The sequence below is a fragment of the Streptomyces sp. BBFR102 genome, from assembly GCF_051397025.1.
Classification (GTDB): Bacteria; Actinomycetota; Actinomycetes; order Streptomycetales; family Streptomycetaceae; genus Streptomyces.
This window is the reverse complement of sequence record NZ_CP195757.1, coordinates 2,680,391-2,705,542: the sequence shown is the minus strand read 5'-3', so window position 1 is coordinate 2,705,542 and position 25,152 is coordinate 2,680,391. Positions and strand designations below refer to the sequence as shown.

15 protein-coding genes, 1 tRNA gene, 1 pseudogene and 1 riboswitch are annotated in these 25,152 nt (G+C 73.9%); of the genes and pseudogenes, 9 read left to right on the top strand and 8 right to left on the bottom strand.

Annotation, left to right across the window (positions count from 1 at the left end):
- Nucleotides 1-61 precede the first annotated feature (61 nt).
- On the top strand, nt 62-532 hold the full coding sequence (locus ACSLIC_RS11980) for a GNAT family N-acetyltransferase (RefSeq protein ID WP_436737660.1): 471 nt from the start codon (nt 62-64) through the stop codon (nt 530-532).
- 128 nt (nt 533-660) lie between these two features.
- Here the strand turns inward: ACSLIC_RS11980 and ACSLIC_RS11975 are convergent.
- Both ACSLIC_RS11975 and ACSLIC_RS11970 read right to left on the bottom strand, forming a co-directional pair.
- Nucleotides 661-1,129, bottom strand: a pseudogene (locus ACSLIC_RS11975) (nuclear transport factor 2 family protein).
- 107 nt (nt 1,130-1,236) lie between these two features.
- Nucleotides 1,237-3,822, bottom strand: a complete 2,586-nt coding sequence (locus ACSLIC_RS11970) for an ATP-dependent Clp protease ATP-binding subunit (protein ID WP_436737659.1) — start codon at nt 3,820-3,822, stop codon at nt 1,237-1,239.
- 358 nt (nt 3,823-4,180) lie between these two features.
- On the opposite strand from ACSLIC_RS11970, the gene ACSLIC_RS11965 reads away from it, so the two are divergent.
- From ACSLIC_RS11965 to ACSLIC_RS11945, 5 genes are all read left to right on the top strand, one after another.
- Entirely contained in the window at nt 4,181-4,756 is a 576-nt protein-coding gene (locus ACSLIC_RS11965) for a TerD family protein (protein WP_436737658.1), read from the top strand.
- Nucleotides 4,757-5,433: 677 nt separating this feature from the next.
- Nucleotides 5,434-5,507: transfer RNA gene (locus ACSLIC_RS11960), tRNA-Met, on the top strand.
- Between the two features lie 195 nt (nt 5,508-5,702).
- Entirely contained in the window at nt 5,703-6,875 is a 1,173-nt protein-coding gene (locus ACSLIC_RS11955; protein ID WP_436737657.1) for a PP2C family protein-serine/threonine phosphatase, read from the top strand.
- 258 nt (nt 6,876-7,133) lie between these two features.
- Nucleotides 7,134-7,270, top strand: a riboswitch (cyclic di-AMP (ydaO/yuaA leader).
- A gap of 11 nt (nt 7,271-7,281) precedes the next feature.
- Entirely contained in the window at nt 7,282-8,349 is a 1,068-nt protein-coding gene (locus ACSLIC_RS11950) for a M23 family metallopeptidase (protein ID WP_436737656.1), read from the top strand.
- A gap of 323 nt (nt 8,350-8,672) precedes the next feature.
- Nucleotides 8,673-9,617, top strand: a complete 945-nt coding sequence (locus ACSLIC_RS11945; protein ID WP_436737655.1) for an aldo/keto reductase — start codon at nt 8,673-8,675, stop codon at nt 9,615-9,617.
- A 33-nt stretch (nt 9,618-9,650) separates the two neighbouring features.
- Here the strand turns inward: ACSLIC_RS11945 and ACSLIC_RS11940 are convergent, their stop codons facing one another.
- The 4 genes from ACSLIC_RS11940 to ACSLIC_RS11925 all read right to left on the bottom strand — a co-directional run bounded on the left by ACSLIC_RS11940 (nt 9,651) and on the right by ACSLIC_RS11925 (nt 15,178).
- The gene (locus ACSLIC_RS11940; protein ID WP_436737654.1) at nt 9,651-11,168 is read right to left on the bottom strand and encodes a PrsW family intramembrane metalloprotease; all 1,518 of its coding nucleotides are present in this window, start codon (nt 11,166-11,168) and stop codon (nt 9,651-9,653) included.
- Nucleotides 11,169-11,314: 146 nt separating this feature from the next.
- Nucleotides 11,315-12,211: a tRNA (guanosine(46)-N7)-methyltransferase TrmB gene (gene trmB / locus ACSLIC_RS11935; protein ID WP_436737653.1), complete on the bottom strand. Its 897-nt coding sequence runs from the start codon at nt 12,209-12,211 to the stop codon at nt 11,315-11,317.
- Nucleotides 12,212-12,423: 212 nt separating this feature from the next.
- Nucleotides 12,424-13,623, bottom strand: coding sequence for an L-2-hydroxyglutarate oxidase (lhgO, locus tag ACSLIC_RS11930; protein ID WP_436737652.1), 1,200 nt, complete (start codon nt 13,621-13,623; stop codon nt 12,424-12,426).
- Nucleotides 13,624-13,756: 133 nt separating this feature from the next.
- Nucleotides 13,757-15,178 (bottom strand): MFS transporter, encoded by a 1,422-nt coding sequence (locus tag ACSLIC_RS11925; RefSeq protein WP_436737651.1) that lies wholly within the window; start codon nt 15,176-15,178, stop codon nt 13,757-13,759.
- Between the two features lie 581 nt (nt 15,179-15,759).
- Here ACSLIC_RS11925 and ACSLIC_RS11920 point away from each other — a divergent pair.
- The gene (locus ACSLIC_RS11920; protein ID WP_436737650.1) at nt 15,760-17,973 is read left to right on the top strand and encodes an asparagine synthase-related protein; all 2,214 of its coding nucleotides are present in this window, start codon (nt 15,760-15,762) and stop codon (nt 17,971-17,973) included.
- Nucleotides 17,974-17,980: 7 nt separating this feature from the next.
- Here ACSLIC_RS11920 and ACSLIC_RS11915 read toward each other — a convergent pair whose 3' ends face one another.
- Together ACSLIC_RS11915 and ACSLIC_RS11910 are read right to left on the bottom strand one after the other, a co-directional pair.
- Nucleotides 17,981-19,966, bottom strand: coding sequence for a sigma-70 family RNA polymerase sigma factor (locus ACSLIC_RS11915; RefSeq protein WP_436737649.1), 1,986 nt, complete (start codon nt 19,964-19,966; stop codon nt 17,981-17,983).
- A gap of 673 nt (nt 19,967-20,639) precedes the next feature.
- On the bottom strand, nt 20,640-21,383 hold the full coding sequence (locus ACSLIC_RS11910) for a TetR/AcrR family transcriptional regulator (RefSeq protein WP_436737648.1): 744 nt from the start codon (nt 21,381-21,383) through the stop codon (nt 20,640-20,642).
- A 334-nt stretch (nt 21,384-21,717) separates the two neighbouring features.
- Between ACSLIC_RS11910 and ACSLIC_RS11905 the strand changes: the two genes are divergently transcribed.
- Nucleotides 21,718-23,199: an NAD(P)/FAD-dependent oxidoreductase gene (locus ACSLIC_RS11905; protein ID WP_436737647.1), complete on the top strand. Its 1,482-nt coding sequence runs from the start codon at nt 21,718-21,720 to the stop codon at nt 23,197-23,199.
- 270 nt (nt 23,200-23,469) lie between these two features.
- Nucleotides 23,470-25,128 (top strand): ATP-binding SpoIIE family protein phosphatase, encoded by a 1,659-nt coding sequence (locus ACSLIC_RS11900; RefSeq protein ID WP_436737646.1) that lies wholly within the window; start codon nt 23,470-23,472, stop codon nt 25,126-25,128.
- The last annotated feature ends 24 nt before the right edge of the window (nt 25,129-25,152 follow it).

Sequence of the window (25,152 nt, the reverse complement as noted above, 5' to 3'; positions counted from 1 at the left end):
GAGGGCCGGGCTGGACGGGCTGCCTGGCTCTGGCGGCAGGGTGAGCCGCTAGGCTCGCCGGATGATCATCAGGCCCGCTCTGAGCGCCGACGTTCCCGGACTGCTCGGTCTGGCAGCCGAGGTGGAGCACTGGTTCGGCCCGATGGTCGACGAACCTGGCTTCCACCGGGCTCTGGACGAGCGCATCAGGGAGGGGCGAGCCCTGGCCGCGGTGGCTGACGGCGGAAGCCTCGTGGGCGGACTGCTCTTCAGCAGCGAGCCGCCCGTCCACCACGTGCGCTGGGTCGTCGTTTCCGGCCGCGCGCGGGGGACCGGTGTGGGCCGTGCCCTCATAGCCGAAGCCGTACAGAGGTACGTCCGAGGCCCGGGGACGCTGGAGGTGGTCACCTTCGGTGCCGACCACTCCGGTGCCGTCACCAGTGGCGCGCGCGCCTTCTACTCCTCGCTCGGCTTCACTCCTGCCGAGCAGGCCCCTGTCGGCCCCGAAGGCGGTTCGCGACAGGTCTACCGCAAGGTGCTCGCCCGCGACTGACAGCTGCCGCAGGGGGGAACAAGCCGTGCCACGTCCGGGGGGCGCGACCGCACTCCCCCGCCCGGCCCTTTCCGGGCGAGCGGCTCGTCGCGTACCGCGCCGGAGCGGGCCGGCCCACAGGGCCGGGGTCACAGCGGGCGTACATGGTGGGCGCGCCAGGGCGGGGAGGGGTCGCTGCCGGGCATGGTCCAGTACTCGCGGCCGGAGGTGATCAGGCCGTCCTCCACGGTCCAGAAGGAGACGACGACGTGGGTGCCGACCTCCTCGTGGTCGACGCGGACCTCGAAAGACCACGGTGGCGCCCTGGGCTATGACGTGTGGTTCGTGGATCGTCCAGCCCTCCGGGTATGCGGCGTTGACCGCCGCGTAGGCGTCGCGGTCGGGCAGGCGTGCGGCGCTGATCGGCCAGTCGACGACCGCGTCCGGGGCGAGGAGCGCGGCCACGCCACTCCAGTCGCGGGCCTGCATCCGGGCCCACAGGGCGGTGACCACGGCGGTCGGGGTGTCGGGAGCCGGAGCGGTGGGCCAGGCGGCCAGGGGCGGGGCGGCAGGGCGGAGGGTGTTCTCAGTCATGCCGTTGAGCTTGCCATCCGTCACTGACAGTGACAATTCTCCGTAAGGGTGAATGGGGGTGGCGTGCGGCTGACCGGTCCGGAGGATCTCCCTCCGGACCGGTCGGGGGTGCGTAGGAGCAGGTCCGCCTGTCAGGCGGGGGAGGCTCCGGTGGACTTCGGGGTGTCGGACTTCCCGGTACCGGATTCGGCCGTGTCACCGTCGGTGTCCGATCCGCCCGACTTGCGGGGACGCTCGATCCGGCAGACCAGGGCGTCGTTGTCGACGTCGGCGACGATGAGGTCGCCCGGTTCGGCCTCGCCGAGGAGCATGAGTTCGGCGAGGCGGTTGTCCAGCTCGGTCTGGATGGTGCGGCGCAGGGGGCGGGCACCGAATTCCGGCTGGTGGCCGTGGGCGACCAGCAGCTTCTTCGCCGCGTCGGTCACCTCCAGGGTCATGTCCTGGGCGCGGACCCGGCGGGCGCTGCGCTCCAGCATGAGGTCGACGATCTGCGACAGCTCCTTCTCGGCCAGGCCCTGGAAGATGATCGTCGCGTCGACCCGGTTGAGGAACTCCGGCTGGAACCGGGTCTTCAGCTCGTCCATCAGGTCGTCCTTGATCTCGGACACGTCGCCCTGGTGGGCGAGGATGAGCTGCGCGCCGATGTTGCTGGTCATGATGACGACGGTGTTGCGGAAGTCGACCGTCCGCCCCTGGGCGTCCGTCAGCCGGCCGTCGTCCAGGACCTGGAGCAGCGCGTTGAAGACGTCGGGGTGCGCCTTCTCGATCTCGTCGAAGAGCAGCACGCTGTAGGGCTGCCTACGTACCTTCTCGGTCAGCTGGCCGGCCTCCTCGTGGCCGACGTATCCGGGCGGGGCGCCGACCAGCCGGGAGACGGTGTGCCGCTCCTGGAACTCGCTCATGTCGAAGCGGACCATGCGGTTCTCGTCACCGAAGAGGAGTTCCGCCAGCGCCTTGGCCAGCTCGGTCTTGCCGACGCCGGTCGGGCCGAGGAAGAGGAAGGAGCCGGTCGGGCGGTTGGGGTCGCCCATCCCGGCCCGGCTGCGGCGGACCGCCTGGGAGACCGCGGTGACCGCCTCGTCCTGGCCGACGACGCGCGAGTGCAGCGCGTCCTCCAGCTTGAGCAGCTTCTCCTTCTCGCTGGCGGTCAGCTGGGCGACCGGGATGCCGGTGCGGCGGGCGAGGACGTCGGCGATGTCGTCGACGGTCACTTCGACGACGCCCTCCCGGCGCTCCTCGATCCCGGCCAGCTCCGACTCGATCCGGGCGATACGTTCCTTCAGCTCGCCGGCGCGCTCGAACTGCTCCGCGTCGACCGCCTCGTCCTTCTCCCGGGTGAGCTTCGCCAGCTCGTCCTCGCGCTCGATCTCCTCGCCGGAACGCCCGAGGGACTTCAGCCGCACCCGTGCTCCGGCCTGGTCCATCAGGTCGATCGCCTTGTCGGGGAGGAACCGGTCGGTCAGGTACCGGTCGGAGAGCGCCGCCGCCGCGCCGAGGGCCTCATCGCTGAACCGCACCCCGTGGTGCGCCTCGTACCCGTCGCGCAGCCCCTGGAGGATCTCCACGGTCTCCGGAACGCTCGGTTCCTCGATCAGCACCGGCTGGAAGCGCCGCTCCAGCGCCGCGTCCTTCTCGATGTGCTTGCGGTACTCGTCGATGGTGGTGGCGCCGACGACGTGCAGCTCACCGCGGGCGAGGGCGGGCTTGAGCATGTTGCTCGCGTCCATCGCGCCCTCGCCGGAGGAACCAGCGCCGACGACGGTGTGCAGCTCGTCGATGAAGAGGATGGTCGAATCCGAGGCGGCCTTGACCTCGTCGATGACGTTCTTCAGCCGCTCCTCGAACTGCCCGCGGTACTGCGCCCCCGCGACCAGCCCCGACAGATCCAGCCCGATCACCCGCTTGTCGTGGAGCGTGCGCGGGACGTCTCCCGCGATGATCCGCTGGGCCAGGCCCTCCACGATCGCGGTCTTGCCGACGCCGGGCTCGCCGATGAGCACCGGGTTGTTCTTCGAGCGGCGGGAGAGGATCTCGATGGTCTGCTCGATCTCGTCGGCCCGGCCCACCACCGGGTCGAGCTTGCCCGCCTTGGCCTCGGCGGTCAGGTCGCGGCCGTACTCGTCGAGCGTCGGCGTCTCACTGTCGGGCTTGCCCGAGGCCGGCGTGCCCTCGGAGCGCGCTGTCGCGTCCGCACGCCGTGAGAGCGCGCCGGGGTCTGTGCCCTGCGCCTGGAGGAAGCGTCCCGCGCCGGAGTTCGGGTCGTCCAGCAGCGCTCCGAGGACGTGTTCCGGCCCGATGTACGAGACGTCGGCCGCCTGCGAGCGGGCGTGCGCCGCGATGAGGACGCGCTTGGCCGCTGGGGTGAGCCCCGGTTCGGCGGACGGGGTCCGGCTCTCGCCCGGCAGCACCTGCGCGACGGCGGTCGCGAGCTTGTCCGGGTCGACGCCGGCCCGCGCCAGCAGCGAGCGGGAGGGCTCGACCTGGGTGCACGCCCACAGCAGGTGCTCCGTGTCGAGGTCCTCGGAGCCGTCCTCCTCGGCCTTGGCGGTGGCGCGGCCGAGCAGGTCACGGGCCGAATCGGTGAGCAGCCGGCCGATGGGGACCCGCTGGACGGCGGGCGGGGAGGCGCCGGGAGTCATCCCGAAGAAGCGGTTCAGCAGATCGGAGAAGGGGTCGGGGCCCGGGCCCCCGAAGGACCCGAAGGACGACAACGACATGGTGGGTGCCTCCGCGGAGGTTCGCTGGCTGATGGCTCTTCCGTCGATTGGCGACTTTTCCCACTAGAACAAAGGGTGACGGGATGCGCCTGTTGGGCAGAGAGGACGTGCGGGCCGCGGCAGGAAGGCGAGGGCACCCGGGACTGCTTCTACATGCGTGTAGAGATGAGGTAGATTCGACGGCGTCGGCGCCGCCACCCACGGCGCCCGGCGCAGGCGTGGCGGCTGCGAGTCGTACGACGACACGCGGCCGGCCCTCCGGTCCGGCCGCCGCTCCCCGCCCGCACCCGGGGCAGTACGGCGCCGCGGTGCGGGACCCGGCACCAGCACGCAGGACGAACCGCAGAAGGAGAAGACCATGGGCGTTTCCCTGGCCAAGGGCGGCAATGTCTCTCTCAGCAAGGAAGCTCCCGGGCTGACCGCGGTCCTTGTCGGGCTCGGCTGGGACGTCCGCACGACGACCGGCAACGACTACGACCTGGACGCCAGCGCCCTGCTCTGCGACGAGTCCGGCAAGGTCGTCTCCGACCGGCACTTCGTCTTCTACAACAACCTGACCAGCCCCGACGGCTCCGTCGAGCACACCGGTGACAACCTCACCGGCGAGGGTGACGGCGACGACGAGGCCGTGAAGGTCGACCTCGCGGCGGTCCCGCCGCAGGTCACCCGCATCGTCTTCCCCGTCTCCATCCACGAAGCGGAGTCCCGCGGTCAGAGCTTCGGCCAGGTCCGGAACGCCTTCATCCGCGTGGTGAACCAGGCGGGCGGCGCCGAGATCGCGCGGTACGACCTGACGGAGGACGCCTCCACCGAAACCGCCATGGTCTTCGGCGAGCTCTACCGGCACGGCGCCGAGTGGAAGTTCCGCGCGGTCGGCCAGGGATACGCCTCGGGCCTGGCCGGGATCGCCCAGGACTTCGGCGTCAACGTCTGACCCACCCCCCCCCGAACACCCGTCGCCCGGCCGGCAACCCAATCCCCCGGGCGGGCGACGGGCTCTCCGCGACCCCTTCTCCGTGCTCCTGGTGGGCGCGGGGAGGGGTGTTGCCGTGGCTGCGAGAGGCGTACGCCCGGTGTCCCACGCGCCCTGCGCGCACCACCCAGAGTCCGGCGAGGCCGCGGATCGCCTGATTCCGGCCGGTGCGGGACTGGCCCGTCGCGGCGCGGGGGACATGCTCGCCAACGGTCCGCCAGGCTCGGCACGGCGGAAACGAGCGGCGTGGCCCACAGGAATGGCGGGCCCATCGGTGCGATCGGCACCGGCGTCGCCATCGGAGTCCTGGGGCGCGTGGTCGTCCCCGGCCGCCAGCGTGTCGGCTGCCGCTGACCGTCGTCGGCATCGTGGGGGATGCACATCGGCGTCTTCGTCTCCGGCCGGTCCGGTCTCGCCGGGATCAGGGGCGTCGGCTGGGCCGAACGGGGAAGCCAGATCGCGCTGGCCGTGACCGCCCTTGCCCGGGCCGCAGGCGGACGCCGGCGGCGGACCGGCCGGGCGGCCCGCTGCCGTCCGGCCGTCCGTGCTGTCGTCGCCGGATGGCGGCGGGCCCGGGGAGCCCGGAGCGAGGGGTGGCGCGAGGGGCCTCCCAGATGGCGTACAGTTGGTCTTACCGACGCGGGGTGGAGCAGCTCGGTAGCTCGCTGGGCTCATAACCCAGAGGTCGCAGGTTCAAATCCTGTCCCCGCTACTGAAGGCCAAGGCCCGGATTCCTTTCGAGGAGTCCGGGCCTTCGTCGTGTGTGCGTGGTCCCGGTACTCGTTCGGCGCTGTCCGGTCGCCGTTGCACGGGGCCGGCGGAAGCATGGGGGGAAGCGCCGGCGCGGGAGCGTGCGTGTCCGGGCCGGGCCGACCGGGGGCCGGCCGATAAATCAGGAGACAGGCTGGTGGGGAAACGCGGCGAAGCGGAGAAGGAGACGGGCCGCCCGGCCGCCGAGGCACCTCCCGCCGAGCGGGGCGCGGCCCGCCGGGGTCTTCTCGGCGACGGCCGCACGAGGAGCAGGTCCCGAATGCTGGTGCGGCTGCTGCCCGCGGCGCTGATCGTCGCGGGGATCGTCTTCGACGAGGCCACGCCGCCGCGTTTCAGCGCCAGCCCGCTCTACGCCGCGGCGCCGCTGATCGCCGCGCCGTTCTTCTCGCTCTTCGGCACCTTGCTGACCGGGGGCGCCGCGCTGGGCGTCGTGGGCCTGCTCCAGTGGCAGACCGCGACCCTGGGCGGGGTGGTCTCGACCACCGAGCTGCTCACCATCCTGACCTGCGCCCTCCTCGCGGTGCTCAGCAACCGCCTGGTCATCCGCAGCGGAGAGGAACTCGCCAGTGCGCGCAACATCGCCGAGGCCGCCCAGCGCGCCGTGCTGCCCATCCCCGCCGAACGCATCGGCGGCTTCGACGTCGCCGCCCGCTACGAGGCGGCCCAGGCCGACGCGCTCATCGGCGGCGACCTCTACGCCGTGCAGGAGACTCCGTACGGGGTGCGGTCGCTCGTCGGCGACGTACGCGGCAAGGGGCTCGGCGCGGTGGAGGCGGTCGCCGTGGTGATCGGCGCGTTCCGGGAGGCCGCCGAGCAGGAGCCGAGCCTGGAGAGGGTCGCCCAGCGGCTCGAACGCGCCCTCGCCCGCGAGGGGGTGCGGCGGGAGGGGCTGGACCAGTTCGAGGGGTTCACCACCGCGCTGCTGGCGGAGATCCCGCCCGGGCAGTCGGTCGTCCGCACGGTCAACCGGGGCCACCCTGAGCCGCTGGTGCTCCACGGCGACGGAAACGTACGGGCCCTGGTGCCGACCCAGCCGGCGCTGCCGCTCGGTATGGGCGATCTCGGGGTCTGGCCGGACCGTTCGGACGCGGTGCCGTTCCCGCCCGGCGCCACCCTGCTGCTCTTCACCGACGGCCTGACGGAGGCGCGGGATGGGCGCGGAGTCTTCTACGACCCGGTGACACGGCTGACGGGCCGTCGCTTCGAGACGCCCGGCCATCTCCTGGAGGCCCTCTCCCGGGAGGTCGGCGCGCACACCGGCGGCGGTCCGCAGGACGACATGGCGCTGCTCGCGCTCCGGCGGCCCTGAGGCGCCCGCCGCGGCACGTCGCCGGGCAGGTCACCGAGAGTGAGTGAACGGACGCTCCCCGCATAACAACTGACACACCGTCAGGTGTGGATGCGGTGGTTCGGGGCAGTCAACTCGCCCGACTCCGCCCCCCGGTGCCCCGGTACGTCCAGGCCCCGGAGTCCAACGATCACCTGGAACAGCTTGGAATCCGGGGTGGGTGTCTATTAACGTTCGATAACGCAGCGCGGTTGTCCCGGCCGTCACCCGAGACGGCTCCGCGCGCACGCGCCGAATCCCGTAGGGAACCGGGGAACCACTCCTTGGGGTGAATCGGACGCCTTTCGAGGCGCCCGTAGGAGACCTTCCTGCTCCGAACCCGTCAGCTAACCCGGTAGGCGAGAAGGAAGGAAAGGAGAGCGCCCGCGTGGCGTCGAACCGTCCTGCCCCTGAGGCCCTGTTCGTGCCGAACGACGAGGAACCGGTCACCGGTCCCACGGCCTACGGACCCGCCGGGGGGCCCTGGGAGGAATGGAATCCCACCGAGGAGTCCATCCGCCCCGTCCGTGGCCGACACCGTGTCGCGAAGCAGCGCGGCGGCGGCCTGGCCCGCTCCTCCACCGTCCTCGGTGTCGGCGTGATCGCCGCGGTGGGCGCCGGCGGTATCGCCACCGCCAAGGAGAAGCCCCCCGTCTCCATCTCCCTCCCCGACCTCTCGTCCGTCAAGGCGTCCCTCCCCGAGGTCGACTCGCTGCCGGGCGTCGGCACGCTGCTGGGCTCCGACGCGGAGTCCGACACGCAGGTGGCGGCCAGCCCGCTCACCGGCGCCGGAGTCACCGTCGCCGACGTCGAGCAGGGCACCACCGATGCCGGCGAGGCGCTGCGGGCCCGCATCATCCAGCAGGCCGAGCACCAGCAGGACCAGGCCGACCAGAGCGCGGCCCACGCCGCCGAGCAGGCCGCCGCCGCGCAGGCCGCCGCTGAGGCCGCGAAGGTCCAGGAGGCCGCCGAGAAGAAGCTGGCCGAGGCGGAGCGGGAGAAGGCCGAGAAGAAGCGGAAGAAGGAGGAGGCCGAGCGCCTCGCCAAGCTCGCCGCCAGCTTCTCGCTCCCCACCACCTCGTACACCCTGACCTCGACCTACGGCCAGAGCGGCACCATGTGGTCCTCCGGCTACCACACCGGACTCGACTTCGCCGCTCCCACCGGGACCCCGCTGAAGGCGATCCACTCCGGCACCATCAAGGAAGCGGGCTGGGCCGGATCGTACGGCTACCGGACCATCCTGGAGCTGGAGGACGGCACCGAACTCTGGTACTCCCACCAGTCGTCGATGTCGGTCAGCGCCGGTCAGAAGGTCACCACCGGCGACGTGATCGGCCGCGTCGGCGCCACCGGCAACGTCACCGGGCCCCACCTCCATCTGGAGATCCACCCGGGCGGCGGCGACGGCGTCGACCCGCTCAGCTGGCTGCGGAGCAAGGGCCTCAACATCTGACGTGCCGACGGGCGGGCGCCTCCCCGAGGTCTGAACGGGGCACGGGCGCCCGCCTGTCGCTTCACCCCGGCACGGTTCACAGCCGGTGTGTCCACATCCTCCGAGCTGGTCCCTTCCCGCGTCTCCTGCGCTCCTTCTGCGTGACTCACCGGCCGCTGCGGGGCGACCGCGTCCCGCAGCGGCCGGGCTGAACTCCGGCGGTCCTGACGGCTACCCCCCGACGTCAGGGCCGCCGGACCTGTTCGTCTCCACACCACCCGCGCGTCCCCTCCGGATGCGGCTGCACCAGGAATGGGCGGACCGGCTCGTTTGTTGATCTCCCCATGACCTCTCTCCGTCCTCTCGGCAACTCTGATCTCGACGTCTTTCCGCTGGCCCTCGGCGGCAACGTCTTCGGCTGGACCGCGGACGAGGCGCAGTCCTTCGCCGTCCTCGACGCCTACGCCGCCGCGGGCGGCAACTTCCTCGACAGCGCGGACACGTACTCCTCCTGGGTGCCGGGGAACAAGGGCGGTGAGTCCGAGGCCGTGATCGGCAAGTGGCTCGCCTCCCGTGGCCACCGTGACGAGATCGTCGTGGCCACCAAGGTCGGCGGCCACCCCCAGTTCAAGGGGCTCTCCGCCGCCAACGTGAAGGCGGCGGCCGAGGAGTCGCTCCGGCGGCTCGGCACCGACCGGATCGACCTGTACTACACCCACTTCGACGACCCGTCGGTGCCGGTCGAGGAGATCGTCACCGCCCTCGACGACCTGGTGAAGGCCGGCAAGGTGCGCGCCGTGGCCGCCTCCAACATCAGCCCCGAACGCCTCCAGGAATCCCTCGACTTCGCCGACCGCGAGGGCCTGGCCCGGTACGTCGCGCTCCAGCCCCACTACAACCTCGTCTCCCGGGACACCTATGAAGGCCGCCTCCAGCAGGTCGCGTCGCGTGCGGGCCTGGCGGTGGTGCCGTACTACGCCCTAGCCGCCGGCTTCCTGACGGGCAAGTACCGCCCGGGCACCACCGTGGAGAGCCCCCGCGCCGCAGGTGCCGGGCAGCTCCTGGCCACCGAGCGCGGCCAGAAGGTCCTGGCCGCCCTGGACACCGTCGCCGAGGCGCACGGTGTCGAGGTGGCGTCGGTCGCCCTCGCCTGGCTCGCCGCACGCCCGACCGTGGCCGCGCCGAGCGCCAGTGCCCGCACCGTGGAACAGCTCCCGGCGCTGCTGGCCGTCGCCGACCTCACGCTGACCGACGAGGAACTGAGCCTGCTCACGGTCGCCTCGGCCTGAACCCGACCGCAGCCTCCCGGGAGGCGGCCTCGGCTACCGGTGCTGCGGGGGTATGTGCGGCGGGGCCGCGTACGGCCACGGCTGCGGCGCCGGGGGTCCGGCAGATGCGGGCCCCCACCCCGCCGCGGTCGGCCCCTGCCACGGCGCGCCCCAGGCAGCCCCGCCCCTGCCCGGAGGTCCGTACGGACCACCCCAGCCCCAGCCCCCGTGCTGGGGCGGCAGCCACATCGCGGGCGGCGGGGGCGCCAGCAGGCGGGCGGCGTGCAGCTGGGCCGGGCGGATCGCCTCCCTGCGCTCCCAGAGGGAGGCGAGCAGGGCGCGCTCGCGCTCGACGAAGTCCGGCTCGGCCCGGCCCCGCTCGCCGCGGCGGCGCAGCAGGGCCAGAGTGGTGGCGTCGCGCTGGTAGGCGGCGAGGGCGCGCACCGCCTCGCGGCCTCCGGCGCGTCGGGCGTGGTCGCGGGCGAGGTGACGGCCGTTCATCGTGCCGAGGGCGGTCGGCTCGGCCGGGGCGAGCCAGCCCGCCGCCACGTACGCGGGGAGATGGGCGCGGACGCCGCGCAGCACGTCGGCGCGGGCCCACACCAGCAGCCAGACGGAGAGGCCGAAGACCGGAACCATCACCAGCGCGTAGACGATGACGAAGCCGAAGGGGCCCATCAGGGTGGCCGAGCCGTTCCACAGGCCGTGCATACCCATGGAGAGCAGCAGGCCGCCCAGCGGCAGGAGGGCCCGGCGCAGGCGATGGCGGCTGAGGGTGCGGGCGGCCAGGCCGAAGCCGATCCCGGTGAGCAGGGTGAAGAGCGGGTGGGCGAAGGGCGACAGCACGATCCGTACGAAGAAGGTGGCGGCGGTGACCGAGGCCATGCCGCTGTCACCGCTCAACTGGTCGCGGCCGAAGGCGTTCCCGAGATAGAGGATGTTCTCGGTGAAGGCGAAGCCGACGCCGGTGAGACCGGCCGTGACCGCGCCGTCCAGCAGGCCGCGGAAGTGCTGCCTGCGGAAGAGGAAGATCAGGAGTACGGAGACCGCCTTGGCCGACTCCTCGACGACGGGGGCCACATAAGTGGCGCCGACCGCGTTGGGTTTCAGCGGCTCGTCACCGCCCGCGAACGGCTCCAGGGTGGAGCCGACGAGCCACTCGGTGGCCAGGGTGTTGGCGACGATGGCGATCAGCGCCGCTGCGCAGGCCCCCCAGGCGAAGCAGAAGACCAGATTCCGCCACGGGCCCGGTTCGACCGCCTCCACCCAGCGGAACACCGCGAACAGCAGCGGCACCGGGAGCAGGGCCAGGCCGAGACCGACGAGGAAGCCGTGCGTACCGGTCTGTTCGCGGACCAGGGCGAGGATGATGCCGCCCGAGACCGTGAGCAGACCGACCAGCAGGCCCACCCGCACCGCGTGCCGCTGCCACCAGCGCATGCGGGCGAGCGCGGCCGGATACGGGGGCATCGGCGGCGGGGGCGGCAGCGCCTCGCCGGGGCCGGCGCCCTCGGCACCGACGCCGCGCGGCTGCTCGGGCGGCGAGGCCGAGTACGACGGGCTGTTGATCACGAGAACGACCCTAACCAGTTCTGGGAAGGCTGATTAGTCCCGGCGAGTGAAAAGACCGCCACAGAATGTCGCGAAGATTTGTCGCCCTGCGCCCCGGTGGCGTCCATTCCGGTCCACCGCGTCACCCTCGGGCAGCCGTCCCGGACTCACCCCGCGGCAGGCTCCGTCACCTTGCGGAAGAGCAGGTCGTGGACGACGTGCCCCTTGTCGAGACCCTGCCCCTCGAACCGCGTGCGCGGCCGGAACGCCGGACGCGGCGCGTACCCGTGCCGCACCACGCCGTCCGTTCCCTCCACTGCCTGCCCGGTCGGTTCCACCGTGTTCTCGAAGGCCGGGTGGGCGCTGAGTACGTCGTGCATCTGCTCGGCGTACGGCTCCCAGTCGGTGGCGCAGTGCAGGACGGCGCCGGGGGCGAGCCGGGGGGCCGCCAGGCTCAGGAACTCGGACTGGATCAGGCGCCGCTTGTGGTGGCGGGTCTTGGGCCACGGGTCGGGGAAGTAGACGCGCAGGCCGGCCAGGGCCCCGGGGGCGAGCATCTCGCGGAGCAGGATGATGGCGTCCCCGTTGGCCACCCGGACGTTGTCCAGGCCCAGCCGGTCGGCGAGGCCCAGCAGGTTGCCCTGGCCGGGGGTGTGGACGTCGACGGCGAGGATGCCGGTGCCGGGGTCGTCGGCGGCCATCCGGGCGGTCGCCTCGCCCATTCCGAAGCCGATCTCCAGGACCACCGGCCGTTCGCCGAACATCGCGTCGAGGTCGAGCACGCGCTGCCCGTCCACGTCGATGCCCCAGGTCGGCCAGAGCCGCCGCAGCGCGTCCTCCTGCCCTGTGGTGACCCGGCTGCGGCGTGGCTGGAAGCTGCGGATGCGCCGCTCGAAGTGGGAGCCCGCCGGGTCCGCCGCTGGGCCGGTGCCGTCGGCGAACATCCGGAGGCGCTCCGGCTTGGCCGCCGACGTCCGGGCACTGCGGGGCGGCGCCGGGACCTGCGGGGTGCCCGGCGGGGCGGTCGCGGGGGCGGGGGGCTGGGGCGCGTTCTGGTTGCTCACGGGAGGCGGAACCGCATTTCGGCGTACGGGGACGGGGACGTCCGCCAGGCACGGCTGAGACGCGGCCCGGCGCGGGGGAGGGGCACGGAAGCGTCCGCGCCCTGGGCCCCCGGAGGGGCGGATCGCTGGACGGTGCCGCCGCCACGCCCTCCAGTCTACGGAGCCGGGCGGGAAGCGTCGGATGGCGGCGTGCACCAGCGACCGGCCCCCCCTCAGCCCCGCTCCAGCGCCCCCAGGGCCCGCCGGGCCACCTCGCGGCCGATGGGCAGGGAGGCGGTGGCGGCCGGGGACGGGGCGTTGAGGACGTGGACGGTGCTGGGGCCCTGGCGGATCAGGAAGTCGTCGACGAGCGTGCCGTCGCGCAGCACCGCCTGGGCCCGCACCCCGGCCGGTGCCCGCACCAGGTCGCTCTCGCGGACGGCGGGGAGCAGTCCGCGCACCGCCTGGGTGAACGCCCGCTTCGACAGGGAGCGGCCCACCTCGCCGAGCCCGTGTCCCGCGTGGCGGCGGGCGAGGTGCCAGAAACCCGGCCAGGTGAGGGTCCCCGCCAGGTCGGCGGGGCGCACAGTGGGCCAGGAGTAGCCCTCACGGGCGCCGGCCAGGACGGCGTTCGGCCCGACGTGCACGCCGCCGTCCACCCCGCGGGTCAGGTGGACGCCGAGGAAGGGGAAGGCCGGGTCGGGGACCGGGTAGACCAGGCCGCGGACCAGTTCGGGCCGGGCCAGCTCGTAGTACTCGCCGCGGAAGGGGACGATCCGCATTTGTGGATCGTCGCCCGCCAGCCGGGCCACGCGGTCGCAGTGCAGGCCCGCGCAGTTGACCAGCACGCGGCCGCGCACCACTGTGCCGTCCTTGGTCCGCACGGCCACGCCCCGGCCGAGGCGGCGGGATATGAGGTCGGCCTCGGCGCCGTACCGGATGTCGGCCTTGGACTCCTCGGCGAGCACCCGGGCCACCGCGCCGTAGTCGCAGATGCCGGTGGTGGCGACGTGGATGGCGGCGAGGCCGCGCGCCTCGGGCTCGTACGCGGGGATCTGGGAGGGGCCCAGCTCGCGGACCGGGATGCCGTTCTCCCGGCCGCGCTGGACCAGGGCGTGCAGGCGGGGCAGCTCCTCGCGGCCGGTGGCGACGATCAGCTTGCCCGTGACCCGATGGGGGACGCCGTGCTCCGCGCAGAAGCGGACCATCTCGGCGGCCCCGCGCGTCGCGTACCGCGCCTTGAGGGAGCCGGGGCGGTAGTAGACGCCGCTGTGGATGACGCCGCTGTTGCGCCCCGTCTGGTGGTGGGCCGGGCCGTGCTCCTTCTCCAGCACCGTCACGCGGACGCCGGGACGCTGGCGGGACAGCGCGTACGCCGTCGACAGCCCGATGATCCCGCCGCCGATCACCACCACGTCGGTCTCGTCCCGCACGCGCACCACCTCCCTGCCCCGATAGTGGCCTGCGCCTCTGACACCGGACTCAAACCCCTCACCCGGTGATCATGGGTGGTGCGGATGCGTCCGGGCAGTGGCGCCGGTCACCCCGTGCGCGCCGGGGCGCCCCCTACGCGGGCGCCGTCAGCAGCGGCCGGGCCCGCTCGCGCAGCTCCACCACGCGCGGCTCGTCACCGTACGGCTCCAGGCGGTGCAGCAGATCGCGGACGTACTCCGTGGTGCGGGCGGAGGAGATCCGGCCGGCCACCTCCAGGGCGCGTACGCCCTGCTCGCAGGCGGCGTCGAGGTTGCCCGACTCCAGCTCGGCCACGGCGGAAACGATCAGCCGCAGCCCGTGCGAGCGGACGAACTCGTCGGTCGGCTGGGAGAGTGCCTGCTCGGTGAAGCGCCTGACCTGGCGCGGCGCCTTCAGATCGCGGTAGCACTCGGCGGCGTCGGCGGCGAAACGGTCGTAGGTGTAGAAGCCGAGCCACTGCGGGTCGGCGTCGCCATCCCGGGACCGCTCCAGCCAGCCCTCCGCCGCACGCAACGCGGCGCCCGCGGCCTGCGCGTCGCCCGCCCGGGCGTGCGCCCGCGCCTCGACCAGCCGGAAGAAGCTCATGGTGCGCGCTGTCGCGAGCCCCCTGTTGCGCTCCACGGCGGCCTGCGCGAGGTCCACCCCTTCGTCGCCGAAGCCCCGGTACGTCGACTGGAGCGACATCGTGGCGAGCACGTACCCGCCGAGCGGGACGTCGGCCGCCGCCCTGGCCAGGCGCAGCGCCTGGATGTAGTACCGCTGCGCCGCCTCCTGCTGGCCGGTGTCGAAGGCCATCCACCCCGCCAGCCGGGTCAGTTCCGCGCTGGCGCCGAAGAGCGCGCGGCCCACCTCGTCGGAGTACGAGCCGAGCAGCAGCGGTGCCGCCTCGACCCGCAGGCATTCCGGGACCATCGACGAACGCCAGTCGCCGCCGCCGTACTTGGAGTCCCAGCGGCGCGCGTCCTCCGCCGCCTCCTTGAGTTTGCGGACATCCGCGTGGCCGACCCTCTGCCGGGGGGAACCGCCCTCCGAGGGGGCGGCCTCCCGGGCGACCGAGGAGTCGGCCGGGGTTATCAGCCAACGGGACGCGGGGGTCGCATAGGCGCTCACGGCGAAGGAACCGGCCAGCGACTGCCAGATCCCGCCGCCGGCGCGGCGGCCCGCGAGGTCCAGCCGGTACAGCTCGGTGGCCGACTTCACCGCCGCCCCCACGTCGCGTGGGAAGGCGAGGCCCACCTCCGGCGCCGGATCGGCGTCGGCCAGCCCGATCTCGTGCAGCGGCACCGGGCGGCCGAGCTTCTGCCCGATGGCGGCCGCGATCAGATGGGGCGCGGCGCCCTGCGGCACCATCCCCTTGGACACCCAACGGGCGACCGAGGTCTTGTCATAGCGAAGCGTCAGTCCCCGCTGCGCGCCGAGGTCGTTGACCCGGCGTGCCAACCCGGCGTTGCTCATTCCCGCGAGGGCGAGAACGGTGCCGAGTTTCTCGTTCGGCCCGCGTAGCTCCCTGGACATGCGCCACCCCTCGACACAGACGGCTGCCGGGGCGCGGCATAGGCGTCCGGCATTCGTAAACCCAGCGTAGTTCGCCGCATCCCAAGCGTTAAGGGGCATAGTTCCGGTTGGCGGGATTGTGGCCGGTGCTCGTCGGGCGCGCGGACGGAGTGTGCTCCGGGCGTGTGGTCGTGCGCCCGGCCGTGCGCCTTACTCCGGCCGCTGGGCGGGCGTTTCCATGGATGGTGCGTGGGTCGGCCCGCTGACACCGCGTTCAGTGGGCTGGGGGACACCGTCGCCTTCATCCCCGCGGGCGACGGCCCGGTCCGGGAGGCTCTCGGCGCCTCCCGGACCGCACGACACGCCGCGTGCGGCGGCCGGTCTCGTAGACCGGTTCGAAATGGCTGGAACCCGATGGTGCCCCCGCCGCTTCCAGCTCCGGGGCCCGATGACGGCCCAACTGGCTCTTGCCAGGGGCGCATTCGGCTTGGCGGGAGCGCCACCGCAAGCGCTCCCGCGCGCCTCCTTCGTGGCAGCATGGTGCCCATCCCGTGGGTGTTTCCCCACGGCCCCCTGTTCTGTCCACAGCCTGTGGAGGCCGTATGCGGTGGTTGGTGGGGTGGAGCAGCGCCTCCGCCGGACTCCGTCCGCGCCGGGCCGCGCCCGGCCCGCCACCCCACGCCGCGCACGCCACCACCCAGGGCGGCACCGGCTCCGGGTACGGCACGTACGCCTCCGAACCGGGGGCGGGGCCCTTCGGCGCGGGCGCCGAATCCGTCGGCATCGACGATGAGGACGGCGGTCTGCTCACGCCGGTCGGCGCGCGGCTGCTCTGGGACGGCCCCGATCCGCTGTGGGCGGTCGGGGACTGGCGGCCCGACGAGATCCGCGTCGTCCGGGCCGACGCCGACACCCGCATCGCCGTCCTCGGCACCTGCGCCGCCACCGACGAGCAGCTGAGAGTGGGCCTGTTCGCCGCCCGCGGCGGAGCCCTGCGCCACCTCACGGCCTGGGCCGGCAGCTACACCGCCGTGGTCCAGGCCGGCCGGCGCACCACCGTCCTCGGCGACCTCGCCGGCGCACGCCCCGTCTTCCACACCCCCTGGGCGCGCGGCACCGCGTACGCCACCGCTGCCCTGCCGCTCGCCGACCTCATCGGCGCGCCGCTCGACATCGGCCACCTCGCCGCACTGCTCGCCCTGCCCGACGTGCCCGAGGCCGTCCACGACACCACCCCCTTCCTCGGCGTCCACCGCATCCCGCCGGGCCACGCCCTGATCCTGCGCAACGGCGCCCGCGAGATCGCCGGTTACGAGCCGGTCGCCTCCCTCGCCGTCGCCGCCCCGGCCGCCGACGCCCGCAGTGCCGTCGACGGGGTCCGCGACGCCCTGGTGGAAGCGGTACGCGCCCGGCTCGACGCGCCCCGGCACGTGCCCGCTTTCGACGCCGACCCCGGCCCGGTGCCCGGCATGGGCCCCCACGAGCGGCGCGCGGCCCGCGGCCTGCCCTCTCCCGGCATGGGCGCCGACCTCTCCGGTGGCCCCGCCTCCGCCACGCTGGCGCTGCTCGCGGCGGGACTGCCCGGGCTGCCCGGGACCGTCCTCGGCCACGGCTCGGGCGCCGGGGAGCGGCTGCGTGCCCTCACCTTCAACGACCTCTCCGCGGCCGGCTCCGGCGCCGAGACCGAGCGGGCCGCCGGGCTCGCGGCCGACCCGCGCCTGCACCACGTCGTCGTCGCCGGCGCCGAGGACGCGCTGCCCTTCGCCGAACTGGACGGGCCGCTCACCGACGAACCGGGCCCCACCCTCGCCGTCGCCGCCCGGCACCGGCTGCGCCTGCAGTCCGGCAGTGCCGACCACCTCACCGGGCACGGGGCCCGCCAGGTGCTCGACGCCCACCCGGCGCGCCTCGCCGACCTGCTGATGGACCGCCGCAGACGCAACCTGGTCCGCCCGGTCGCCGCCCTGACCCGCGCCGACGGCTCCGCCACCGTCCCCGCCCGCGTCTACGCCGCCGCCCGCCGCCTCGCCAGGACGCCGTACCGGGCCGGCATCGAGGCCGCCGCCGACCGCCTCCTGCACCGCGCCTTCGACGAGCGCCCGGGCGCCGTCGGTGCCTCCCTCGCCGCCCTCACCTGGGCCCGGCCCGGCCCCGCCGCCCGCTGGCTGACCGGTGAGGCCCTCGCTGAAGTGTCGTTCCGCCTCGCCGACGCCGCCGCCCGCCCCGGCCCCGGACCCGGCCAGCGCCCCGGCGAGTTCCGGGCCCGCGCGGCGCTGGCCCGCCACGCCGCCGACCTCCGAGTCCTCGAACAGGCCGCCGAGGTCCGCTTCCAGCGCCTGCACACCCCGTACCTCGACAACCAGGTGGTGCGCGCCTGCCGCGCGCTCCCCGAAGCACTCCGGGTACGCCCCGGCGCGCGCGCCGAGGTGCTGCGTACGGTGCTCGAAGGGGCCGGGGTCACCGAGCTTCCGGAGGGCTGGGGCGCGCCCGAGCCAGGGGCCGCCGCGACCGTCGCCAGGACCGGGCTGCGGGTCGCCATGGCCGAACTGGTCGCCCTTTTCGACACGCCCTTCCTGGCCCAGACCGGCCTGGTCGAGGCGCGGACCGTGCGGCGCGCGCTGCGGGCCGCCGCCGACGGGGACCCGCTGCCCGTCGACGGCCTGACCCAGCTCGTCTCGCTGGAGATGTGGCTGCAACGGCTCGCCAAACGCCGGGGCTCCTGCTGGACCGGCACTTCGCCGAGGCGTCAGCGGGCCGTGCCCGAAGGGATCGCGCCGGCGCAGCGCGGTGCGCTCGGCGCTGCCGGGCGCGGCTGACCGACGCTCACCCGCTCTCTTTCGCGCCCCGCGCGCCCTCTTCACCGCCGGCCTCTCCGGCGCCTTCGTCGCCGCTTGCCGATCCCGCTGCCGAAGGTGCCCCGTCGCAGGTGAACCGGGACTCCGCCCAGTCCGCGAGGGCGAGGTTGTCCCCGGGGGACCTCGGCTCGGCGACCAGCGTCACGGTCTTCCGCCCGGTCAGCCCCACCCGTACCGGAACGGCCGGGTCCCCGCCCTTGAGCCACGGAGAGTCCCAGAGCGTGGCTCCGTCCGCCCGCACCGAGAACCGGGCCGCGCCCAGCCCCATCGTCAGGTCGTCGATCCCGACCAGCGCCCGGTAGGCGGAGCAGGGGCGGTTCAGGTCGACCGTCACCGACGAGGAACCGTGCACCGTCACCCCGTCCGCGTACCGCGTCCCCCCGACCGACAGCCCCTGCCGCTGCCACACCCAGCTGCTCCCGCCGGGCCGCATGCGCGGCTGCGTGGGGTCACCGAGGGGGGCGTACGCCAGCTCGCTCCAGCGGTACGCCTCCGGGGGCGGAGCCGGAGCCGAGGGTTCCGGTGCCGGGGAAGGAGGTGTGGGCTTCGGTGTGGGGGACGGCGGCGGGGTCGGGGCCGGGGTGGGTTCCGGGCTCGGGCTGGGAGGCGGTTCGGGAGTGGACTCCGGTGCCGGGGCCGGGGCCTGAGCGGGAGGTTCCGGTGCCGGGGAGGACGGCGGAGGCTGCGGAACGGCCGGCTGGGCGACCGGGGGCTTTTCGAGGGGCGGCTTGGCCGGGTCGCTGTCGCCGATCAGGGCGAGGGCCAGCGCGACCCCCGCCGTCACGGCCAGCGCGGTGCCGATCCCGATCTTGACCGGGGTGGCGGCTCCTTCCGCCGCGGCACCGCCGGCCGCGCCCCCGGAGGCCGCCGCCGAACCGGCTCCCGCCGCGCCCGCCGCACCGCCGCCGATCAGCGCCAGCGCCTTGGCGTAACCCGCCGCGCCGAACCAGCCGATCACCGCGACCGGGACGACGGCCGGGATGCCGCCCGCGACTTCCTTGATCTGGAGCGCCGCCAGTCGGCACTGCGAGCACTCCTTGAGGTGCTTGCGCAAGCCTTGCTCGGCCCGCGTACGCAACCCGCCCCGGGCGTACGCCCCCAGCCGGTCCGCGTACCGGGCGCACTCCTCGTCCCGGGTGAGCGCGGTGCTGACGTGCGCCTGGAGGTACGCCTGCCTCAGACCCTCGCGTGCCCGGGAGGCGAGCACCCGGGTGCCGTTGGCGTCGAGCCCGAAGAGGGTGGCCACCTCACTCGGCGACTCGTCCTCCACCTCGGTGTGCCACAGCACCGCCTGCCACCGTTCAGGCAGCGTCCGGAAGGCGCGCATCGCCATCGACTGCTCGGCCTCGTGCATCGCCAGGACGTCCGCGCCGAGATCGAGGGTGTCCTCGTCCGACACCTCGGCGGTACGCGCAGCCTGCGCGGCGAAGACCGCGAAGTCCTCGACGAGCTGTTCGCGCCGGGTCGTACGCGTCCAGCCGGCCGCTACCCGGCGCACCGTGGTGAGCAGGTAGGCACGGACCGCATGGGTGGGCCCGGCCCCGCGCCGCACCGCCTGGAGGGTACGGGCGAACACCTCTGCGGTCAGGTCCTCGGCCGTGTGTGCGTCCCGGCAGCAGGTCCGCGCGTACCGGCGCACCGCCTCGGCGTGCCGCCGGTACAGCTCCTCGTACGCCCCGTCGTCGCCGCCGCGCATCCGGCGGACCAACGCCGCGTCCGGAACCGGGCCGTCCGGGAGCGGTGCGGGCGACTCCGCCTCGGTGAACTCGCGCCGCCGCTGTTCGGGCACGCCCGTGAGGTCACCGGGGGCCGGAGTGCCGAGCGGCGGTCGGACGCGGCGGTCGGACGGCGTCTGCGCCCAGCCGCCCTGAACGCCCCCCTGCGCCGGCACCTGGCTCTGCTCGTATCCCCCGGACGTACCGCCGCTCGTCCGGTTCGGACCGTCATCCCTCATGGCGGAAGCCCCCGCTGGCCGACCCGTAAACGCTTGCGGGCGAAAGCCTGGCACAGGCCGCTTCCCCTGATCCTTCACACGCAACCGGATCACCCGTCCGTGGGGTTTTCCAGCGGTCTCCCTACACGCCGGGCCACCCGGTGGGGGATCATGCGCCGCGCAGTCCGGCGCCCAGGGCACAGCGGGTCGACCGCATCACCCTCTCGCCCGTGGCATCGGGGCCTGATCCCAGCGGAGGCGCCCGGGGCGCACAGCCCGAGTCGGCGCTCCCTCCCGCGCCTCCGATTCCGGGCGGGCGCGGGCGTGTCGGGCGCCGGGCACCGGTGCCGCGGGGCGTACTCGGCTCACCTCCGCCTCGGCAGAGCGGGGAACATGGGGCGCCCCCGACCGGACGCGGCGGGAGCGGTGCCGAGGGCTCCTGGAGACGGAGCCGCGTCCCGGGCGGGGAGCACCGCCCGGCGGCGGCTCGTCCGGGGTGGAGTACGCCGGAACCCGGCGCGCGGTGGTATCCGCCCACAGCTGCGGCTCGCAGGCGGCGGCCACGCTGCGGGCGGGGCGCTCCCGGCTATCCCAGCCCGCGCTCTGCCCGCGCAGGAGTGGGCCGGGCGCGGGCCGAAGCGGCCGAACCGGGTGCCGGCCGTACGGCCCGGTGGGGACACGGCCGCGCCGCGGCTCAGGCGGGGCGCGAGCGCAGGCCCTCCAGCAGGATCTCCAGCAGCCGCTCGGAGGCGGCGGCCTGCTGAGCGGTGTCCGGCAGCGCCGGCGCTGCCGTGGCGATCACCAGCAGGACGTCGGCGACGGTCACGTCGGCGCGCAGCTCGCCCGCGTCGCGGGCCCGGTCGACCAGCCGGCCGACGACATCGAGCAGCGCGCCCGTCCCTGCGGAGTCCTGCTCGGCCTCGGGCGCCTCCCGGGGCTCGACCAGCCGCAGCTCGCCGCCCGCACCGGGCTCCGCCTGCCGCTGCTGGGGCACCCGGGCGGGGTCCTGGCCGGTCAGTGCCGTACCCACCTCGACGCGGAGCATCCGGGGCGGCAGCAGTCGGCCCGCGCCCGACTCGACCGAGGTGCGCAGGAAGCGGGAGAGCGCCGACCACGGCTCGTCCTCCTGGCCCAGCGCCGCCCTCGCCTGGTCGGTCAGGCGGGCCGTCTCCTCCTCGGCGATCCGCCGGACCAGCACGTCCTTGCTGGGGAAGCGGCGGTAGACCGTGCCGACCCCGACCCGGGCGCGACGCGCGACATCCTCCATCGGCGCGCCGTAGCCGAGTTCACCGAAGACCTCGCGGGCGGCGCGGAGCACGTGCTCCAGATTGCGCTGGGCGTCCACCCGCAAGGGTGCCGAACGGCCGGCCGGGCCGGACGGTGCGGTTCTGGGTGCCGTCGACGTCGTCGCCGGCCACTGAGAGTCCTGAATATGCATGCGTTCCCCCGGTCATGGCGTCTCCCCCCGGAGACTCCCCGCCATATGTGAGTCGCGACGTCTGAGGAGCGGCAAGCCTGCGGGCGCCCCCAGCACCCCGACGGTTCACGAACATAGTTGAGCCGGAGTCAATTCAGAAGAGGCCCGTTCCGCGAGGGGCGCGCCCTGATCGAGGTACGCACCGGTTCACCCCGCAATGCGCCCCCCGTGACCGCCGGTCACCAACCGGCTGACCTGCGTAACTTCGATTCCGGCCAACCTCGGACGCCGCCCCGGCTCTTCCTTCCGTCCGGTCATACGAATCGTCGGGCCTGTGGACAAAGTCCGTCCGCCGATGCGTCATGGGAAGGTGAAGGCCACGAAATCCCGGGACACCTCCGGCAGCGCACCGGCACGCATCCTCATCGTGGGCGGCGGCTGCGTCGGCATGTACACCGCCCTGCGGCTGCACGCGAAGAGCAGACCCCGGGAGACGGAGGTCGTCCTCGTCACCCCTGAGCCGTACATGACGTACCAGCCGTTCCTGCCCGAGGCGGCGGCCGGCTCCATCTCGCCGCGCCATGTGGTCGTGCCGCTCCGCCGCGTCCTGCGCGGCTGCCGCCTGCTGGTCGGCGAGGCCGTCACGGTCGACCACACCGCGCGCACCGCCCTCGTCCGTACCAAGGCCACCGACGACGAGGGCACGGGGCCGCTCGAAGTGGCCTACGACGAGTTGGTCATGGCACCCGGCTCGGTCTCGCGGACCCTGCCCGTGCCCGGCCTCGCCCAGCACGGCATCGGCTTCAGGACCGTCGAGGAGGCCATCGGCCTGCGCAACCACGTCCTCGAACAGATGGACATCGCCTCCTCCACGCGCGACCCCGCCCTCCGCGACGCCGCCCTGACCTTCGTCTTCGTCGGCGGCGGCTACGCGGGCGTGGAGGCGCTCGGCGAACTGGAGGACATGGCGCGCTACGCCACCCGGCACTACCGCAACATCCGGCCCGAGGACCTGAAATGGCTCCTGGTGGAGGCCGCTGACCGGGTGCTGCCCGAAGTCGGCCCCGACATGGGCCGCTACACCCTCCGTGAGCTGCGCCGTCGCAAGATCGACGTACGGCTCGGCACTCGCCTGGAGAGCTGCGAGCGCCGGGTGGCGGTGCTCAGCGACGGCTCCCGGCACCCCACGCGCACCCTGGTGTGGACCGCCGGCGCCAAACCCCACCCCCTGCTGGCGGCGACCGACCTTCCGCTCGACGGGCGGGGTCGACTGCGCTGCACGCCCGAACTGGCCGTCGTCGGTACCCCGCACGCCTGGGCGGCCGGCGACGCGGCCGCGGTACCGGACCTCACCACGGGGCCCGTGACGCGTGCGGGTGCCGCCGGAGCGGGCGCCCCGGACGCAGAAGAGAGCGGCTCCGACCCCGGTCCCTCCGCGCGCCCCGCCGCACCCTCCGGCGCGCGCGAATGCGCCCCCAACGCTCAGCACGCCGTCCGCCAGGCCAGGGCACTCGCCGACAACCTGCTGGCCTCGCTGCGCGGCGGCGCCCCGCGGCCCTACCGGCACGCCCATGCCGGATCGGTCGCCTCGCTCGGGCTGCACAAGGGCGTCGCGCACGTCTACGGACGCCGTCTGAAGGGCTACCCTGCCTGGCTCATGCATCGCGTCTACCACCTCGGACGGCTCCCGACCTTCAACCGGAAGGCTCGCGTGCTGGCCGAATGGACCCTCGCCGGCCTCTTCAGACGCGAAGTCGTCTCCCTCGGCTCCCTGGAGCACCCCCGTGCGGAATTCGAACTCGCAGCCGGGAACAAACGCCCGAACGAGTCCTCCTGACGCCCACCCGGAACCTCCTTCACACACCAGGCGTCTGACGGAAACGACCGGGTCCGCTTGGCAGGCCGTGTGACGATGGTCCAGCTCCGGACCGCCGGGCACCGCCCGGCCGCCACCGGCCGCGGACGGGCGACGCCCCACCGGAAGCGACACAGCAGGCATGATCCAGCGCCCACCGGGAAGCACCCGTTCCGACCCCCATTCGGAGCCGACGGCCCTCACCCACCCCACCCTTCACACCCCGCACACGACAACACGAGGCGAGAATCGGTGAACTTCACGCGATGGAGCCCCCGGTTCCCCGGCGTCCAACGCCGCATCACCCGCCGCGCCGACACCGGCGCCGTCCCGGCCGCCCGCGCGGGCACCGCCCCCTCCGGGCCCGCCGCACGCCTCGAAGACCTGCCCGTACGCGCCGTCCTGGACCGTGTCCCGGCCCTGGTCGCGGTCCTCCAGGGCCCGGCGCACCACATCGCGTACGTCAACGACGCCTACACCGAGGCGTTCGGCGCCCGCCCGATCGGCACCCCCGCCGACGAGACCATGCCCGAACTGGAAGAGTTGGGGCTCCTCCCCCTCCTCGACCAGGTCCTGCGCAGCGGGCGTCCCCGTACGGTCAAATCACGCCGACTTCCCGGCGGCCGCTCGTACACCTTCACCTGTACCCCCGTCACCGTGCCCACCGCCGACGAGGACGCACACCGGGCCGCCGGCGACGGTGCCCCCAAGAGCGCCGAATCCGGCGTCCTCGTCTTCGCCGCCGACGTCACCGACCAGGCCGACGCCGCCGAACGGCTGCGCGCCAGCGAGCGCCGGCAGCGCGAGACCGCCGTCACCCTCCAACGCTCCCTGCTCCCGCAGGAACTCGAACAACCCGACGACCTGCGCATCGCCGCCACCTACCAGCCCGGCGGCGCCGACGCGGCGGTCGGCGGCGACTGGTACGACGTGATCACTCTCGGCGGCGGTCGCACCGCCCTGGTCATCGGGGACGTCATGGGGCGCGGGGTCCGCGCCGCCGCCGTCATGGGCCAGCTGCGCACCGCCGTCCGCGCCTACGCCCGCCTCGACCTGCCCCCGCACGAAGTCCTCCAACTCCTCGACGGACTCGCCACCGAGATCGACCCCAGCCAGATCGCCACCTGCGTCTACGCCGTCCACGACCCCAACGAAGGCCGCCTCGTCTACGCCTCCGCGGGCCATCTGCCCATCCTGGTACGCGACGAGCACGGCGCCATCCACCGCGCACCGGAACCCACCGGTCCGCCACTCGGCACCGGCGGCTGGCTGCACACCTCGGACACCATCCCGCTCGCGCCCGGATCCACCGCCGTCCTCTACACCGACGGCCTGGTCGAACGCCGCGACGCCGACATCGACGAGGGTCTCCACCTCCTCGAAGCCGCCCTCGCCGGAGCCACCGGCAGCCCCAAGGTCGTCTGCGACCGGCTGATGCGCGCCCTGGGTGTCACCGAGACCCACGACGACGATGTCGCGGTCCTCGTCCTCCAGCACCCCGCCCGCGCCGGAGCCGATGCCGAACTCTTCCGGAACGCCGCCCTCGACCTGCTCGGCGGAGTCGAGGCCGCGCCCCGGGCCCGCGCGTTCGCCTCCGGGGTCCTCACCAGTTGGCGGTTCCCTTCCGATCTCCACGACCTCGGCGTCCTGGCCGCCAGTGAGCTGGTCGCCAACTCGCTCCAGCACGGCACACCGCCGATGCGGCTGAGGCTGCGCAGGACCGACCGCCGCCTGATCATCGAGGTCACCGACGGCGACGACCACCTGCCGCGCCGCCGCCGCGCGGAGGCCGGTGACGAGGCCGGACGCGGGATCGCGATCATCGCCACCATCGCCTCCAGCTGGGGCAGCCGACGCACCCCCGGCGGCGGCAAGTCGGTCTGGTGCGAATTCGCCCTCCCCACCACCTGACACGCCGAAGCGCGCCCGCCCCCG

What these genes read in the sequence shown, in the direction of transcription:
- ACSLIC_RS11980 (WP_436737660.1), top strand. Translation starts at nt 62, where the DNA reads ATGATCATCAGGCCCGCTCTGAGCGCCGACGTTCCCGGACTGCTCGGT.
- ACSLIC_RS11970 (WP_436737659.1), bottom strand. Translation starts at nt 3,822, where the DNA reads ATGTCGTTGTCGTCCTTCGGGTCCTTCGGGGGCCCGGGCCCCGACCCC.
- ACSLIC_RS11965 (WP_436737658.1), top strand. Translation starts at nt 4,181, where the DNA reads ATGGGCGTTTCCCTGGCCAAGGGCGGCAATGTCTCTCTCAGCAAGGAA.
- ACSLIC_RS11945 (WP_436737655.1), top strand. Translation starts at nt 8,673, where the DNA reads ATGACCTCTCTCCGTCCTCTCGGCAACTCTGATCTCGACGTCTTTCCG.
- ACSLIC_RS11925 (WP_436737651.1), bottom strand. Translation starts at nt 15,178, where the DNA reads ATGTCCAGGGAGCTACGCGGGCCGAACGAGAAACTCGGCACCGTTCTC.
- ACSLIC_RS11920 (WP_436737650.1), top strand. Translation starts at nt 15,760, where the DNA reads ATGCGGTGGTTGGTGGGGTGGAGCAGCGCCTCCGCCGGACTCCGTCCG.
- ACSLIC_RS11915 (WP_436737649.1), bottom strand. Translation starts at nt 19,966, where the DNA reads ATGAGGGATGACGGTCCGAACCGGACGAGCGGCGGTACGTCCGGGGGA.
- ACSLIC_RS11910 (WP_436737648.1), bottom strand. Translation starts at nt 21,383, where the DNA reads ATGCATATTCAGGACTCTCAGTGGCCGGCGACGACGTCGACGGCACCC.
- ACSLIC_RS11905 (WP_436737647.1), top strand. Translation starts at nt 21,718, where the DNA reads ATGCGTCATGGGAAGGTGAAGGCCACGAAATCCCGGGACACCTCCGGC.